General features: G+C 31.7%; 12 protein-coding genes. 1 reads left to right on the top strand and 11 read right to left on the bottom strand.

What is annotated here, in order from left to right; translation table 11 throughout:
* Positions 1–144 precede the first annotated feature (144 nt).
* A complete protein-coding gene (locus LZP85_RS06950; protein WP_119543057.1) occupies positions 145–1,215 on the top strand; it encodes a DUF3900 domain-containing protein in 1,071 nt (356 codons plus the stop codon).
* 504 nt (positions 1,216–1,719) lie between these two features.
* On the opposite strand, the gene LZP85_RS06945 is transcribed toward LZP85_RS06950, so the two are convergent.
* The 11 genes from LZP85_RS06945 to LZP85_RS06895 all read right to left on the bottom strand — a co-directional run bounded on the left by LZP85_RS06945 (position 1,720) and on the right by LZP85_RS06895 (position 14,990).
* A complete protein-coding gene (locus tag LZP85_RS06945) occupies positions 1,720–2,928 on the bottom strand; it encodes a GmrSD restriction endonuclease domain-containing protein (RefSeq protein WP_234562121.1) in 1,209 nt (402 codons plus the stop codon).
* Between the two features lie 553 nt (positions 2,929–3,481).
* Positions 3,482–4,933, bottom strand: coding sequence for an RES family NAD+ phosphorylase (locus LZP85_RS06940; protein ID WP_234562119.1), 1,452 nt, complete (start codon positions 4,931–4,933; stop codon positions 3,482–3,484).
* Between the two features lie 133 nt (positions 4,934–5,066).
* Positions 5,067–6,011: an HNH endonuclease gene (locus LZP85_RS06935; protein WP_234562117.1), complete on the bottom strand. Its 945-nt coding sequence runs from the start codon at positions 6,009–6,011 to the stop codon at positions 5,067–5,069.
* A 421-nt stretch (positions 6,012–6,432) separates the two neighbouring features.
* On the bottom strand, positions 6,433–7,449 hold the full coding sequence (locus LZP85_RS06930; protein ID WP_234562115.1) for a reverse transcriptase family protein: 1,017 nt from the start codon (positions 7,447–7,449) through the stop codon (positions 6,433–6,435).
* Positions 7,439–7,711, bottom strand: coding sequence for a hypothetical protein (locus tag LZP85_RS06925; RefSeq protein WP_234562113.1), 273 nt, complete (start codon positions 7,709–7,711; stop codon positions 7,439–7,441). The genes LZP85_RS06930 and LZP85_RS06925 overlap by 11 nt, the downstream gene beginning before the upstream one ends.
* 494 nt (positions 7,712–8,205) lie before the next feature.
* Positions 8,206–9,438: an EVE domain-containing protein gene (locus LZP85_RS06920; RefSeq protein WP_234562111.1), complete on the bottom strand. Its 1,233-nt coding sequence runs from the start codon at positions 9,436–9,438 to the stop codon at positions 8,206–8,208.
* A 658-nt stretch (positions 9,439–10,096) separates the two neighbouring features.
* On the bottom strand, positions 10,097–12,706 hold the full coding sequence (locus LZP85_RS06915) for a DEAD/DEAH box helicase family protein (protein ID WP_234562110.1): 2,610 nt from the start codon (positions 12,704–12,706) through the stop codon (positions 10,097–10,099).
* Between the two features lie 153 nt (positions 12,707–12,859).
* Positions 12,860–13,096, bottom strand: coding sequence for a hypothetical protein (locus LZP85_RS06910; protein WP_234562108.1), 237 nt, complete (start codon positions 13,094–13,096; stop codon positions 12,860–12,862).
* An 11-nt stretch (positions 13,097–13,107) separates the two neighbouring features.
* Positions 13,108–13,530: a hypothetical protein gene (locus LZP85_RS06905; RefSeq protein ID WP_234562106.1), complete on the bottom strand. Its 423-nt coding sequence runs from the start codon at positions 13,528–13,530 to the stop codon at positions 13,108–13,110.
* A 487-nt stretch (positions 13,531–14,017) separates the two neighbouring features.
* The gene (locus tag LZP85_RS06900) at positions 14,018–14,263 is read right to left on the bottom strand and encodes a hypothetical protein (protein WP_234562104.1); all 246 of its coding nucleotides are present in this window, start codon (positions 14,261–14,263) and stop codon (positions 14,018–14,020) included.
* Between the two features lies 1 nt (position 14,264).
* Positions 14,265–14,990, bottom strand: a complete 726-nt coding sequence (locus LZP85_RS06895) for a hypothetical protein (protein WP_234562102.1) — start codon at positions 14,988–14,990, stop codon at positions 14,265–14,267.
* Positions 14,991–16,204: the final 1,214 nt, after the last annotated feature.

Here is a 16,204-nt window from a genome sequence, read left to right as displayed (position 1 = left end):
CTCTCGTTATCTATTATACTATTTTTTGTAAATTTTAGAAAGTTTAGATTTTTCAACCCTTTCGATACTTTATTTATCATTGACGCTTTTTTCTTTTTTCTACTATACTGAAATGATGAACTCTTAATGAAACAAGGTGAATCTATGGACTTTAAAATTAATTTCTTATCTTTTTACGTCATCCAAGTAGATGGTAAAGACGAGCAAGCAGACAAACGCTACAAGCATTTTCAAACGCTGAATACAGAAGAATACGAAGAAAGCTCAATTAAAGACTTCTTAGACGGTGAGTTTAAAAAAATTGTTAAACGTAAGGTTGAACGCCATCCAAAAGCTGAACAAGTTCCTACAAAGCTTGGTTACTTTGTCACGGAACCTGGGCACGCATTAGATTCTAATCCTAACTATAATTTATTTCATCGCACGCGCTTTGCAACGGCAAAGGAGGAATTTGAGGAAAATAGCGAACAGTTTATTCACGCATATTTAGATACCGCAGCTGTACGAGGCGGTGCTTTTTTAGTTATATCCGCTGTACCGCGCAAATATTTCGATCAGGCGTTTGTATTTATTTTAAAATGTGATTTTGAGCCCAAAGTTGCCTCAATCACCGATGAATCAACGCTCATTCGCCATGTCGAAATGGCCATTACAACCAAGAACATGAAGTCTATTCAATACCCATACATGCCTGAAGAAGGCATGGTCGAAGAAAGTGAACTTGTCATCCACCAAGCGTCTCACGCTCGTTACTTTGAAGACTTCTTGAAATTTATTGACTACAACGAGCCGATGCCTGAGATTATGAAAACACAAGTGATGGATATGGTGCGTGAACACGTCAGCGAAACGTTTGAAGCAGAAAGCGTAGAACTTGAACAGTTTGAGTCGGACATGGAACTGTGGGCAACAAGTGAAAAGCGTGAGCTTCAAGAACGTTTGGATACCCATCAAGTTATGGAAGCTGCTGCTCATATCGTCGAGCATACGCCTGATGCCGAGCTTAAAATGAAGCTTGGCGAAACGGAGATTAAAGGACTGTTAGCGGATTTCGGGGAAAATATTCACTTAGCGAAAGTGAACGGACGCTATGTGGCGTTAATTGAAGCAGAATCGATTTTGTTTGAAAAAGGCGCGTCTCCAATTGAGTTTCATAAGCCTGGGGATTTGCATGGAATTATTGAAAAGATCAGCAGTAAGAAATGGGAAGAATAAATAAAAGACACTGTTAATGACAAAAAGTGTGACCAATTACTTTACTGAAAAACTCTTGCTACAAAAGACTTTACAGCTGGTTGTAGTGACCAATTTAGTGACCAAAAACATGCTCTTAAAGCTGCGAATAAAGGTTTCCTTTAATTTGAAATTTCAACTTTCAAACAAAAAAAGACAGGTGCAAACAAACTCCCTGTCTTTTTTAATCCATAATTCATTAAGTTTCAGCTTACCTTCTAAACATAAGCTCTTCTGTACCGTCAACTTTGATGCCGTCTATGATTTCAGCTGAGCTAATCATAGAATCGCTTTTAGAGTGAAAAATTAGGGTTCTGTGACCATCGGTGACCACTGTGTGAACGCAAAACTTATGCTCTTAAGGTTGTTATTAAAGGTTGCCTTCTCTAAAGAATATTGACGCAGCCGCCTCTTATAAATACACTTCATTTTCTTCATTAAATTAAGATAGAACATGGAAATTGATTTTATGTTCTGTCTTAGCCTTTATAGCTTCTTATAGTTATCAATCAAGCGTTCAAATTTTTCTCGCCTCTCTGAATTTGAATTATTTACAAAACTAATGTTTTGACACCATTGAAGTATATATGCTCTTTGTTCACCATCAACTTCACTAGTAATATCAAATTCAACAAATAGTCCAATTAGATAAGTAATAATATCTATACGTTCAATCTTTGGAATTAACATTGCATTCTTACGAATAAATAATAAAACGTTGTCCATAGCTTCTAAAGTTTCATCGATAATTCTTTTAATCTCAGCAACTTCTAATCTACCAATAGGTTTAGGCTTAGCATCGGAAGGTATAGGGCTTGAATTGCTTGTCTTAGGTAAACCTGTATGTTTATAGTACGAGGTACTTAATGTTGCTAATGGAATAGATACTTCAGCTGACTTTCTTGGGAAAAGGTATTCAAGTCCAAAATTCTCTAACTTTTCTACGAACGGAAACACATAATTAGTATAAAAATCCAAACCCTTTATGAGCATTTCAGATAAGTAAACCATATTTTCCGTTACGCGACTCCCCTCTAAATTTAATACTTCAAACCATTTCCGTTGGTCTTCTTTATTTAAATCAGTAGCTACGTTAACGACATATGTATATGTGAAATGTTTTCTTCGAACATCTTCTAATACATCTTTCACTTCCTCTTGCTTTAAAAATCTATTATTTTTGATATATTCTTTAAATACAACTGTATCCTTATTATATAAAATACCTGTAGGAATATGATGGACTGCTAATTTATCGCCTTCATTTAGTACTATAAACTTCCCTTTCTTGATATCAAGCACCACATTGCTGATATCTTCGTGATTAACAAATGCTTTATAATTGGCTGAGAGCCTTTGCTGTCCATCAGCCACTGACATTTTATTCTTCACTTCCTCATCATTTAAAACTTCACGTGTAATGAAGTTCATTTGTTCAACGACCTTTTCAGGTTTTGTAATAAGATTTACTGAAATGGGTGAAATCGGTGCTGCTCCATGTAATTGATAATTAAATAATTCTGCTACTTTTTGATTGGTCCATCTAATATATGTTTGAAAAACAGGAATAACAATCTTCTTCTCTTCAATATCCTCACAAAGTTGCCTAATGTTGATTTCTCTTTTCTCTTTACTTGCATCAAATAATGCGCTAGATGATAAGGTGGATAAAGCTTTGTTTAATGTTATATTCATATGAATTTCTCCTTAAATTAATATTTTTTCACAATATATCATCTAGCTGCTAGAATTGTCAAACAATTCTAGCAGCTAGTATAAAAAAGGCATTTAAATGCTTATTTTATATTAAACAGGATTAGCTTTATTGGTATTTTTTTAAAAAACCTTCAAATACCTTCTACAAATAACTAATATAGTTAGCGGAGCTAGACTACTAAACCAGTTATAACTACATAAAAAACATATGGAATATTTAAAACATTTAAAAATAGATACATCATATATCCGTAATCGGTTATTTTAAAGAAAACTAATGTGAATAACTATGCTTCAAACCTTAAAAAGAATGGTATAAGAAAAAAGAAAAGCATCCAAATTATTTGGATACTTTTCCCTTTTCAAAAAAAATCTTTTTAGTAATTCAATAGAGGTTTCTTCATTATTTTCTGTACACCTAGTAATATTACAAATTACTTTCTCTCAATTTATTTTTAAAAAACTTTTTTATCTTAATAAATCAACGCCTCGGAATAGCATAATCAAATTCCTCTTATATCGTATCTTAATTCTAAAAGCTTAAACCATCTATTTTCAAAATCAAAAAAATATAGTTATTATATCTTTCATCTATTGTACTACTAACTTTAATTCCATTTATATTATGATATTTTGCACATTGTGCCAAAAAGTTAGGTAATATATATTCTTGAGCATTATGACTAATTTTTTTAAACAGGCAAAACTTTACCAATTCTGAATCCTTATTAGTTAAATCTAATAATCTAACTTCTTGAATCAGTTTCCACTCAGCTATCTCATATTTTTTGTTTACTTGATTAATAGCACCTATTTCTTTTAATGCTACATCTTTATTTTCACAAGTATAGAGTTCCCCCTGTCCTTTTACATTAAATCTACCATGCCCAGCAATGCCATAGGGAGCTTCAAACATTTCTAATTCATTAAACGGCATTTCTCTTTCCTCACTGTTTCTTTCCCTTGCTCTAAACAATTTTATATTAGATACTGTAATTAATTTTTGGTCAGAAATTTCATTGAAAATTTTTCTACCAACATCATGGTTCAGTCCAAGCAAAGGATATTTAATTAAATGATTATAAAATGAAAATATCTCATCTGCAGTTAAATCATTTATAATATCTATTGGAGATAATGTTGAAGCTAATGAATCCAATGGTACACTATCTTTGTTAACAGTATTTTTAACAATTGCTCTTTTATTCTTTTTACCGTCTATAATAACTTTATTTTCCTCTATGCGGTAAGTCTTCGGCAATTTAATCAAAGATGCTTGTAAAGAAATTATCGTACTTATATGTGAATGGTTTAGCTTTTGTAAAGGAAACAGTGAATCTGATAACTTAGTTGTCTCTATTGGTGAATGGTTTAGCTTTTGTAAAGGAAACAGTGAATCTGATAACTTAGTTGTCTCTATCGGTGAATGGTTTAGCTTTTGTAAAGGAAACAGTGAATCTGATAACTTAGTTGTCTCTATCGGTGAATAGTTTAGCTTTTGCAAAGGAAACAGTGAATCTGATAACTTAGTTGTCTCTATCGGTGAATGGTTTAGCTTTTGCAAAGGAAACAGTGAATCTGATAACTTAGTTGTCTCTATTGGTGAATGGTTTAGCTTTTGTAAAGGAAACAGTGAATCTGATAACTTAGTTGTCTCTATCGGTGAATGGTTTAGCTTTTGTAAAGGAAACAGTGAATCTGATAACTTAGTTGTCTCTATCGGTGAATAGTTTAGCTTTTGTAAAGGAAACAGTGAATCTGATAACTTAGTTGTCTCTATCGGTGAATAGTTTAGCTTTTGCAAAGGAAACAGTGAATCTGATAACTTAGTTGTCTCTATTGGTGAATGGTTTAGCTTTTGCAAAGGAAACAGTGAATTTGATAACTTAGTTGTGTCATTTTCCTTCTGTTCAGTTGTTATTAGATTAATTGAATCTACTTTCGTTTCATTTGAATTCTTTCCAGTAACATTCGTCTTTTTCATGTAAACCTACCTTTAGAATATTTTTCAAACCTGTTTGAGTTTGAAATTAAATAATTTTTTTATTGCCTTGAAATATCCATGTGTTCATTGCACTCATTCCTTTATAGTACTTGTTGATTACATACACTACTAACTATTTAAATTTATTTTCTCTATGCCATTTCATATACTGCTGCTGGCTTTCATTCATTCTAATATTCATAGTTTCATTGATATTAAGGAAAAGCTTAGAATACTTATCCAGACTACTCGAAATTAAAATCAACCCATCTTTGTCAAAACTAATATGTCCTTTATCAAATAAAGCATCATGATTTGGACATAGTAGCAATCCATTATCAACATCAAGCCGCTCTTTATGAGTAGAATGACTCCATGGCTTAATATGACTTGCAACTAATAATCGTTCGTCTGATACACCACATAACCTACATTTCTTTTCTACAGCTAAAAGAGTCCTTTTAAAAATTGACTGTCCTATACGTGATTTAACAACCGAATCTTTTTCAGTTTTATCTAAGACAATTGTTGTTCCTAAGGTTCTCTGAAGTTTTAGAAAACTGGCAGTATACAGTGGATTCACTTTCTCGAGTAATATGTTTACTTGTGAATCGTCTAGCGGAATAAACCTCCCATAATTTTTTAATCTTGATGAAATGGCTGCTTTTTCTGTTTGATTTGGAGATGGCTTTAATTCAATCGATAATTCCTCTAGTAATGCCCTGTTAACCTCCAGAGGAGTATCTAATATCATTGATTTATCTGGGTTTCCAAAAACAATTACTTCATTCTCCTGGACGTTATTCCTTAACAAGTGAGGATTTCTATAATTCCTCATAATTGAATTATTCATTTTTGCTTTTTGAATTTCCAAAACCTCTACCACTTCGTAAAATGCAGTGATACAGACCTTATCTTCTATACTTCTGTTAAAAAAAAGAAAGTCGCCTTTTAAAACTTGAGTTTTTAAAGTGTTTCCTCTGTTCCCTTTATCTCCATAAGTATACTCTGAGAAAAGTGGGTCTTCTTCATCTCCATTATCTTTTGGGTCTATATATTGAATTAGATAACTCGTCAAAGCATGCTCTCCCATCCAATTTACAATTTTCTTAAACGAAGTCTGAACTGATTACTTTAAATAGATGACCTGTATTTTTACGGTTATTTAGGAGTATTATACCATATCGTTTTATATAAATATTATAAGAGAAGAGAAGGTGTTAAAACCTGTCCTTATAACTTATTATTCTATATACAATTTGTCTGTAACAAACAATAAAACCACAGTGTTATTAGTTAGCAAACAAGTTGGTAATGTGTCAATATTTGTCCCAAAATATGAAGAGAAAGAGTTCCTAATGTATATAGACCTCCTTTGATATATATTAAAGGAGGTCTATACGCATGTGGTTTGCCGACTTATGAATTTGTACATAAGTCTGTTTTTTTAGAAAGTAAAAAACGATATACATTGCTATGTATACATCTTAATCAAAAAATCACATGATAAACTTGGCACTCTCTGTCTTGAAATGTTTGTGTATTGAACTTTTTCTATATGGAACATCATATTTTTTACGAATATATTTTAATTCATTTAAATACAGGTCAACTTTTCTATTAACTTCTATACTCTTAACTGCTGCTATTAACCCCTGTAATCTATTTAATTCATCTACAAAATCACTTTTAATATAGGTACTTGGATTTTCACCCATTTCTTTCACTTTCTCATATGAACTCTGTAATTTTTTTAATAACTTTTTAGGAACTTTTATTTCTCCTAAATCATTTAGAAATATACCTGTCACTTCTACTCCTTTTTTCATTATTAATTTCGATTTGGTAGGATGAATTTTAAAATGATATTTTCCTATTATTTGAGAACATTTCCTCTTCAAAGACTTAGAAATAAATATATCAGAAGAAAATGTCAAATCATCATAATAACAACTAAATTTCATTCCGTTCTCTACTGCTAAATATAATAATTCTTCATACATATCTAAATATGATAAATAGCTTAATATCGGACTTGTTGGATATCCCTGCGGTAAATATCTCCCGTCACTATTTTCACATGGAACAGTAACAAAATTTGTTAATATTTTTGCTATGTCATTTGCCATCCCAAATTTATTTTTAAATAAATCATACACATAAGAATCTGAGGTCGAAGGGAAAAAATTTTGAATATCTATTAGCATAAGATATTTTCCCTTTTTGTGAATGGACGCATTTTGTATATGACTTTTCTCTTTAATACCTCCATACACATATGGGGGTATTTCTAATTGCATTAATAACCTCACCAGTTTTCTTAAAGCTCTTTTATGTTCATCATTCGGATTATATAAGTTCCTTTGCTTACCATTTACAGTGGAAAGTTCTGGAGGCAATCTATATGGTACAAACTCTTGTATAACATTTTTTAGTCTCTTTTTATCTATGCCCAATATATCTGCTAATACTTTCTTATTGGATAAAGCGTATAATCTACTATTATTAAAATTCATAAAAAAACTCCTTCTTATTTAAAGAATAAGAAAGAGCAGAAATTAGACCTTCAATGAAGTGGGTGACATAAGGAATAGCGATATAAAGACCATTAAGGACCTGCATAATCACTTTAAGTAAGAAAACGATAAATGGGCTAGTGCCAAACCAGCTCGCCGAGAAAAAGAACGTCTTGACAAAGCTAATTTTCCCATCCTCTCCTCTTATATTTTCCGAAACCCAAGATTTTAACTGAATAGCTTTAAGTTTAATCTTACGCATTTAACTTTACCTCCTATAAGTATTAAGGCTTACGCCTCCCCCTTGCATATACTTACTAGGAATTTTAAAGGTTAAAATCTGTCTAAATAAGATTTCTACTCTTCATAACTGGCTGTTTATAGCCATTTTCCCCCTTGCGTTTAGTCATCGATATGACGTAATTATGCATATCATACGGGTGCTATTCGCGTGCCATACGAATGGCGATAATGCCATAACGTTGTCCTATAGGAGGTTATACTTCCCGTTGGATTTAATCCAACAAATTCATTTGCAAGGAATTATAGGCAACTATTCCTAAATATTATAATATATATTTAACGTAAAATAAATAGTATATTTCCATTATTTTAATCATATTGAAAATTAACGGATGCTAGTTTGTAAGTCAGAGTAGTTTCTTTTCTTACTTATGATATAAGCAGTTGTTCTCCTCCATCAACATATTTACCATTTGTTCAAATTACCAGAAGAAATCGTTATATGCATGCCCATTAATGATGAGTTAACAATGCTCTCAATTCATCTACTGTCAAGATATCATCTTTCCTCCTGTGTATCATTCTATGACAATTAGCACAAACAGGAACAAGGTCTCGCTCAGGGTCAATAACTATTTCTCTTTCTAATGTACTAAGCGGCTTTACATGATGTACCTCTATAAAATCTTTCCCACGCTCCCCATAAACCTCTTCAAAATTAAAACCACATACCTTACAGGACAAACCATGGAATTCAATAGCACGCTTTCGATTAATAGGGTCACGTTCATACCTTCTTCCATAATAAGTGACAAGAGTGCCTTCCGCTCTAGGTTCATATAACTCAATTTCTTCTGACTCTATATCTTCAATTAAGACTTTGCTATCAATAGAACTTAGAAATTCGACTAAATATGTATTTAAACTGCTGCCTACTTTTTCAAACCTAAGTTTTGTAACTTCACTTAACGATTGGTCACCTTTGTCTGCGAAATGAGAATAAGCATTTGGAAATTGATTTCTTATTTTCTCTGAAAAATCTGCTTTCCAAAGCACTCTGCTTCGTGGAGAGGGATGCTTATCCATTTCTAAACGTGCATGATAAACCCTTTGTTCATATTCAAGTACGATTTCTCTTCTTTCTCCTCTTTTCATATCTGCAGCACTAAAAAATCTTCTAACTTCTTTTGGGATACCAGTCCCATGATGAAGAAATGTGGATTTATCGAGGTCCTTTATCGCGATTTTCTCACTTACAACCTCCCATGAATGGCTTCTTAACAAAGTTGAATGGTTATTAGCACTCCATAAATCTTGGAGTTCAGTTGCATGTTCTGGTGATAATAGATAATTTGTTTGCTGTCTAAGTCTCAGGATAAGTAACTCCTTTAAAACAGGATGTTCAAGAAGGGATAATCTACTTATAAATCCATCCTCCAACCGTACCTGTAGAACTTCCAACTTTATAGCTAAATATGGATTTCCCCATTCATCGGTATGCCAATAATTTTTCGCATTTTCATCATCTGCTCTTTCCTGAGGTAAACTTACTACTCTAGCTTGAGCTAGTATTCCACCAGTGCCTTTCTTATCTCCATCTGACCTCCATAAAAAGACTTGGTCATCTAATTCAATTTTATGCAAAAAATGCTCTTGCCTTAACGACCACCAAATATATTTGTGATTTTTAATGTAATTATCAACATCAAAAACTTTTGGATTGCCTTGAAATATCCATGTATTCATTGCACTCATTCCTTAAATAAAATATAAACTACTACCTTACTTTCTAGCACAACTCACTAGTAAAATGTCCACAAATAACCCACATATTTGAACTCTCTTTAGGAAAATTATACTATTATGGAACAAAAAGAGCAGCCCTTTTTAAAAGCTACTTTCATAAAATTTTTGTTATTAATGTCTATGCCTACTACCTATAACGCTCATATGCAGAAGAATGGAGCAAATATTGTACAGGTTGCTTACCTTAAGACTTATCGGTAAGTCGTTTCGTAAACATTCTGTTTATAACTATTGAATTTACCAATTTACTACACAAAAATAGACACATTTATTGCATCGTATCGAAAACTTACAAGACATTTGTATGTAGATGTAAGTGGTTCCTGTATGGTTAGAAATGCCTTCAGATTAAATCTTATCCATGAAATAGCGGTGAATTTCACGAATGAGAATATATGCATAAGAAAAGCCATCTTAGTTGGTTAGATGACTTTTCTACGCCTTGTCTCTCCATGTTATTCTTGCAGAAATTCTTTTAACATTTCAATTGCTTTTCTCCATTTAGGTCCCTTATTTTAGGTCCCTTATTTTCAAGTCCACACTTTCCTAGTAAGGTAAGTAATTCTTAAAAGTAAATTAATTTAAAGAAACACTAATATTATTTATTTAGGTCCTTTAGTTTAAATTGTCTAATGAAATTCAAAAAATCTGCTGGCGTCATTTTATCGTCCTCTAGTATTTTTATAGCGCCTAACCTCCAAAGCATGTCTCCTGGTTCTGAGAAACTTCTGCGTAATTTTCTATAAGTCTCGATAGCTGTTTGCGCCCAGTCTATAAAATCTTCTTGTAATACCAAATAAATATTTTCACCGTATAAATCTACATTTTCTTCATAATCTTTTGTTGTTGTAATGAATACTGTTTCGATTGTGGCTTCTCTATTTAACATCTGAACATTATCCCTAATCCACTTTTCATGAGTTAAAGCTTGTCGTACATGTTTTGTTAAAATCTTTTTGTTGTCTCCAGTATAAATCTTGTCTTCTGAAACTAGACAATAATCACTATTTATTATCCACCATGGGTCTGGACTAGTATGTTCGTCAGAGTTACCAACGATATAACCGAGTAACTTCCCCAACTCTTTATGACCGTTTTCAAACTTATTTCCATCTTCACTTTTAAGTAGAGTAAGTATTTCCCTTGCTCTCTTTTCAAACTTAACTGTACTCTTTACGCCGTCCTTATAGATTTCACCTTCTATCCGTTCGACAACATCCATTAATCCAAAATTCACAGCTTTTTCTTTAGCTTCTTCTTTAATAGGAATTATTTTCTTGAACCAGCTAACGTTAAAAGAATTAATAGCTGCTTTACTTAAGTAATCTTTCGTAATATTATAATAACTCTCATTGCCGTTTTGACTTATCAAATAAGCAATATATCCTCCAACATAATTCCAAAAAGATTTATAGCCTATCAAAGCTTTCCCGTTAAGTTTGCTAATAATTTGGTCTACATTACTTAAAGCATTTTCGTAATCTTCTTTCCAAATAGCATATTGAAACTTAACTTCAAATTTGGCACATTCATTCAATAACTCGTTGCTTACATGTTTATCAGATGTTTCTTCAACAATATAACTTTCCCTAAGAGCCAAAATTTGTTCCTCAGCCATATCCCAATCATCAGTTTTATTAATTAAAGCATCCATTGATAATAATATATTTTCAAAACTCTTTAATCCCTCTGAATAAGTATAGCCAAACTCGAGTTCTGCACGTATTTCTGGTGGGAATTTTTCAATCTTTTTTCTTGCAGTTAAAGCTTTTAATAAATCTTCTCCCATAATACAAACAACTGCATAATCTGTACTTGAACGTGTGCATCTTCCAATTGCTTGAATTAGTTTTGTTCTAATTCGTTCTTCAAACAATACTGAAGCAGCGAGCCTGGAACTTAAAAATTTTTCTTGTAACCCTGTTCCATTAGGTAATTGATTAATGAATAGTAAATGACATTTATCTCCTTCCATATCTATACCATCATACCTATTTGCTAAAATAGCAATAGCATCTTCGTTATTAACAAAAGAAGCAACGTCCTGTTCCATTTTATCAATTGTAAAGATATTAGAATCCATATTCTTTTTAACAAATTCGGAATACATTTTAACATTTTTATTATCTTGGACTAATAACAGAGACCGAGCTAGCTTTTTATTCATTTCAATGAATAACTCTTTAGATTCTTCAGGTTTAAAAGAAGCATCAGGAAAGACAAAATATCTTCTGCCTATACTTTTCTGCTTCCATTCATCTACAATAGGAAGTCTAGTTATGTTGCTTACCCCAATTGTCCTTTCTAATTCACCGCTTTCTCCCAAAGTTGCAGACATATAAATCCGTTGTTTTGCTTGTCTAAAAGGCTCATGTGTCATTGTTGGGGGAATTAAAGGTCTAATTAATAATTTTCCACTACTTAAATATAGATTGCATGAATTCAAATGCTCTTTTATATTATTCCAAGCATATATTAACTTATTTTCTTTAGTTGCTCTTGCTTCAATAATATCTATTATCTCTTCTCTCTTGTTGTAAAATTTTATATTTGGAAATTTATCAATCCAACTGATTGTAGAAGTAGTTTCCTCATTATTTTTCAGATATGACAATTGTGTATACTCCAAATCACTTCTAATACATTCGACTAAGGTCTCAAATAACTCCTTATGTTCTTCTCGATGAATTTCCAACGACCAATGACTAGCAATATAGTTTTCTGCTCCATGTGCGTCATCAAAAATAATAACGTCCGCATCACTAAAAAAAGGGTCTTGAATAAATAAACTACTATAATTAGTAACGGCTATTGCCTCTGCCCTGTTATATGCCGATTTGGATATTTGACTATAATCTTTTATTCGTTTTGTAAAACTATATGCTTTTATTCCATATGTATTATTTGCTTTATCCACTACCTGATTTACCAATTGATTATTAGGACATACAAATACAACCTTTTCCTTTAATTTACGCCTCCTAAACTCCCCTATCAGCAGTCCAATTAAAGTTTTACCAGCACCAGTTGGCAACTCCAATGCCACATCTTTAGCATTAGCATGAAAGCCTTTTTTCATATAAGCATCTATCATTTTACTTTGATAATCTAGGGGACCATTAATAGTTTTCTTTCTATTATCTTGATACATTTCTTGAGGTGTTTTAAAATTTGTACTATCAACCTTAATTTTATTAAATAAAGTCATGTAATCTACCTCCTATATAAAATAATCAATAATCTCTATATATTCTTCTTTTTTTACAAGATTTAAACAATAGTAGAGTATTCATACTTCTTTGACACATAGAATCTCTCTTTTTTACCCAATTATTAATTTCCTACTACTCTTGATGTACACTTACTTTAAACCTTGTCCCTTTTCTATAATAAATCTCCATTTTTTGCAAAATTTTTTTCTTAATTCTTTTTGAACTGGGTCCTTTAAGCGTTCAACATACCTCATAAACTCTTTTTCTAATGATTCAGTAATCTTTTTTACATCATACAATACCCAACCGTCATGAGTTTCGGTATCTACCATATGAGGAGTATAATAGGATATCACAGCATTTTTCTTCGTTTGGGCTTGATGCAATAACCCACACCTTACATTTTTATAAAATTCCTTTGCATACTTTTTATTAAATCCATTACCAAGTTTCTTTTATAAACTTTTTGATATTTTTTAGTAGACTCATTAAAATATGGACTATTCATTAAGAAATTTACAAAAGCTTCTTCATTTGGGCGAGAAGTTGCATCAGAACCTGTATAAAATTGTTGGAGAGTTTCAATCAATAAACAATTTAAAGCCATTATACTAAATGCTGTACTAAGGCTTTCATCTCCCTCACACTCTTTTAATAATTTCTTTGTAACTCTCAGAAACCTTCCATCTATCCTATCTCTAAATATTTCTATTGCAGTGTGCCAATCACTGTTATTGCTATTAACAGTTAAGTTCGTAAGTAATTCTTTGTAACCTTCTAACGTATATTTTGGTGATAAGAACAGTTCATCCTTAAACATTTTTAATCCTCCTTTATTCAAACTTGAAAATAATGTAAAATATCCATATTGTTGTAAAGAATACTTTAATTTTCTTTCAACACTTGCTAAAAATCAACTTTTAATTACCATGTGCTGTCCATCTATAACACACAATATAAAAGAAGAGGTTTATTAAGGACCCCTTTTATATAATTGAAATGTAAACAATAGCTTTAAATTAAGGTAACTAAGGTATACAATTATCATTTCTACATTCCTTATTAGCTTCTGTGACTGCTTTAGATGATAAATAAATGAAATAACTTTATTTTTTAATTATTCTGTATATTTAACTGTTAATATTTCTTAGGATACTTACCTCTCTTTTAATTCTTATAAAGGTACACCTTGAATATTGTTCTGGAATTTTGTAACTCTATCAATGTTAAAGGAGAAACTAGGGCATTCCATCTCTTCCTTTAATATTAGTTGTAATTACTTGTATAATTATATTCTTATTATATTTTTATATTGTTCCATCTGCAAACTTTATTCCCCTTTTCAATACTTCTTGTACATATCCTTCGTCAAGCTCAGTCCATTGAATTGAATTAAAATCATCCATAAATTTAGGAATTGCTTTCCCAGCATTGTAAAGCATTTCACCAACACTATTTCCCTGAGCGTACATTCCTGTTATAGGATTAAAAACCTTATTCCCTTTTCTATCACTACGCAACTCTTTTTGTCCCATAATATAATAATATTTCATCTTATTTTCCACCTTTCTCTTTATAATAATTTTGAAGAGCCTTAACGTGTTCTTTAAATGAATCTTTATCCTCCCACTTACAGTAATAGTTCTTTTCTTTATCATATTCTTCCCTGATAGTCTCAAAGTAAATTAACTCATATTCCATAAGCACTTTCACATACTTAGTAATTGTCTTCTTATCTAACCCAGTAGCTTCTACGAGCTTTTTAATTGTAGGGTTTGATACCCTCCAATTTGAAACACCTTCCCAAATCCAATGCACAATATTAAAATAGACTGAGAATGCAATTGACTTATTGCGCTCATTCATTGCAACAAGCTTCATCATCACATCAAACGAAATCTTAGTAAAGTTGTTCTTGGCTTTGCCTTCATCATTTTTACCGAAAATGGTTTTAGCATGAGAAACATGAGATACCTCAATAAAGTAATCATTGGCATACTTCATATCCCCTGCTTGAATTTGATTTATCTTACTGAAATCTTTAAAGATAAAAATCATCCCCTTCTTTTCCATTTCCACAAGGGTTTCTTTTAAAGATGCTTTATTCTTCTTATCATCACTTAATGAAAGCATCTGTAGCAAACTGTTAACTCCTATTCTAGCTGACCCCATAGGGTTTATGCTCAAGGTTCTTAATAGAACCGTAATGAACTGCTCCTTGTAGCAGTACTCTTCAATATTCCAAATAAAATCATTATTAACTTCGACGTATTTAATCACCGTAATTCTCCTTCTTTCACTTAGATTTTTTTATCTTCTTCGTTGACTTAGTATGAAGAAGCCTTTTTCGCTTTCAGCAATTTATTTTGATTCACTTATTTATTAATGTTTTGAGTTCATTCCATTTACCTAAAGCAATGTCTAATTTTTCACCACGCTTAAAGCACCAATAGATGTTTCCACCCTTGTGTTTCCCAGTTGTGGAATATCTTAAATTGTTCATTTTTAAAAAATCCTTAAGTTGTTTTGAATAGCAATAGTAAGTCTTGTTCATCTTCATTTCCCTTCTGTTAACCTAGCTTCGTTACTAAAAAACATCAACGCAAAAAGGCACAGAAAAGCTACCAACCCAAATTAATGGATTAATAGACTCTTCTGTGCCTAAGTCATTAGTTCTGCAATAGAACCAAGTCGCAAAATAACACTATGTTGTTTGAACAACAATGCGAGTACATTTATTTTAATATAAGTTAATAATATCATAGATGCTACAAGATGTCAATACCCATCTCATAGGATTAAATTTAAGCAGATTCACTAGGGGATTACAAATGTTTTGATAAGAAATTGTGGTGAGTGGCAAAGAATTTTTTTCATAGCACAACTAAAAAATTCAATTTGCTTATCTATGAACTCTACCCCTCAAGAAAAAATAGAATTCACTAGTTCGAAGCCTCCGCCTATGCGGGGGGGCTATCATATATTCTACTTTAGGTATTAATCCTCTATTTTATAATTTGTCTTCTATTTTGTAACCCGTCTTTTCCCCTTTTTCAAAGGAGTTTGCGACAAAACTCTAGAACAACTCCCCTTTTTTTGAGGAATTTTTCCTTGTATTCCAGAATGAACTCTGCTTTTTTGGGGGATTTCTTCTCAATACTTTGAGCTACAAAAGTTTGAATTGTGTTGACTTAGGTTTGATTTAGCTGCCGACAAGCAACCTATTGCTAAAATAACCCCTTATAAGATTAGTAATAGGGATATAGATACTTAACTACAATCTATTAAAGCGCAAAACAAGAGTAACCTTCGATGCTCCGTCTTCAATAAAATACGTTTATTTCCATAGTCATAAACTATTTTATTGATTTAACTATTATTGATGATGTTTATTGCGATAAGTAGACTTTAAAAAAGAATAGTTTTAAGCGTTTCGAGACTTACTTTAAAAATGCTTATTGTTAAGGTCTTTTTAGTGGATGAGATGCACAGAA

Source organism: Priestia flexa (genome assembly GCF_021441905.1).
GTDB lineage: Bacteria > Bacillota > Bacilli > Bacillales > Bacillaceae_H > Priestia > Priestia flexa.
The sequence above is the reverse complement of the archived record's forward strand: the minus strand, read 5'-3'. Positions and strand labels throughout refer to the sequence as shown.

What these genes read in the sequence shown, in the direction of transcription:
- LZP85_RS06905 (WP_234562106.1), bottom strand. Translation starts at nt 13,530, where the DNA reads ATGTTTAAGGATGAACTGTTCTTATCACCAAAATATACGTTAGAAGGT.
- LZP85_RS06950 (WP_119543057.1), top strand. Translation starts at nt 145, where the DNA reads ATGGACTTTAAAATTAATTTCTTATCTTTTTACGTCATCCAAGTAGAT.
- LZP85_RS06940 (WP_234562119.1), bottom strand. Translation starts at nt 4,933, where the DNA reads ATGAAAAAGACGAATGTTACTGGAAAGAATTCAAATGAAACGAAAGTA.
- LZP85_RS06900 (WP_234562104.1), bottom strand. Translation starts at nt 14,263, where the DNA reads ATGAAATATTATTATATTATGGGACAAAAAGAGTTGCGTAGTGATAGA.
- LZP85_RS06920 (WP_234562111.1), bottom strand. Translation starts at nt 9,438, where the DNA reads ATGAATACATGGATATTTCAAGGCAATCCAAAAGTTTTTGATGTTGAT.
- LZP85_RS06945 (WP_234562121.1), bottom strand. Translation starts at nt 2,928, where the DNA reads ATGAATATAACATTAAACAAAGCTTTATCCACCTTATCATCTAGCGCA.
- LZP85_RS06930 (WP_234562115.1), bottom strand. Translation starts at nt 7,449, where the DNA reads ATGAATTTTAATAATAGTAGATTATACGCTTTATCCAATAAGAAAGTA.
- LZP85_RS06925 (WP_234562113.1), bottom strand. Translation starts at nt 7,711, where the DNA reads ATGCGTAAGATTAAACTTAAAGCTATTCAGTTAAAATCTTGGGTTTCG.
- LZP85_RS06915 (WP_234562110.1), bottom strand. Translation starts at nt 12,706, where the DNA reads ATGACTTTATTTAATAAAATTAAGGTTGATAGTACAAATTTTAAAACA.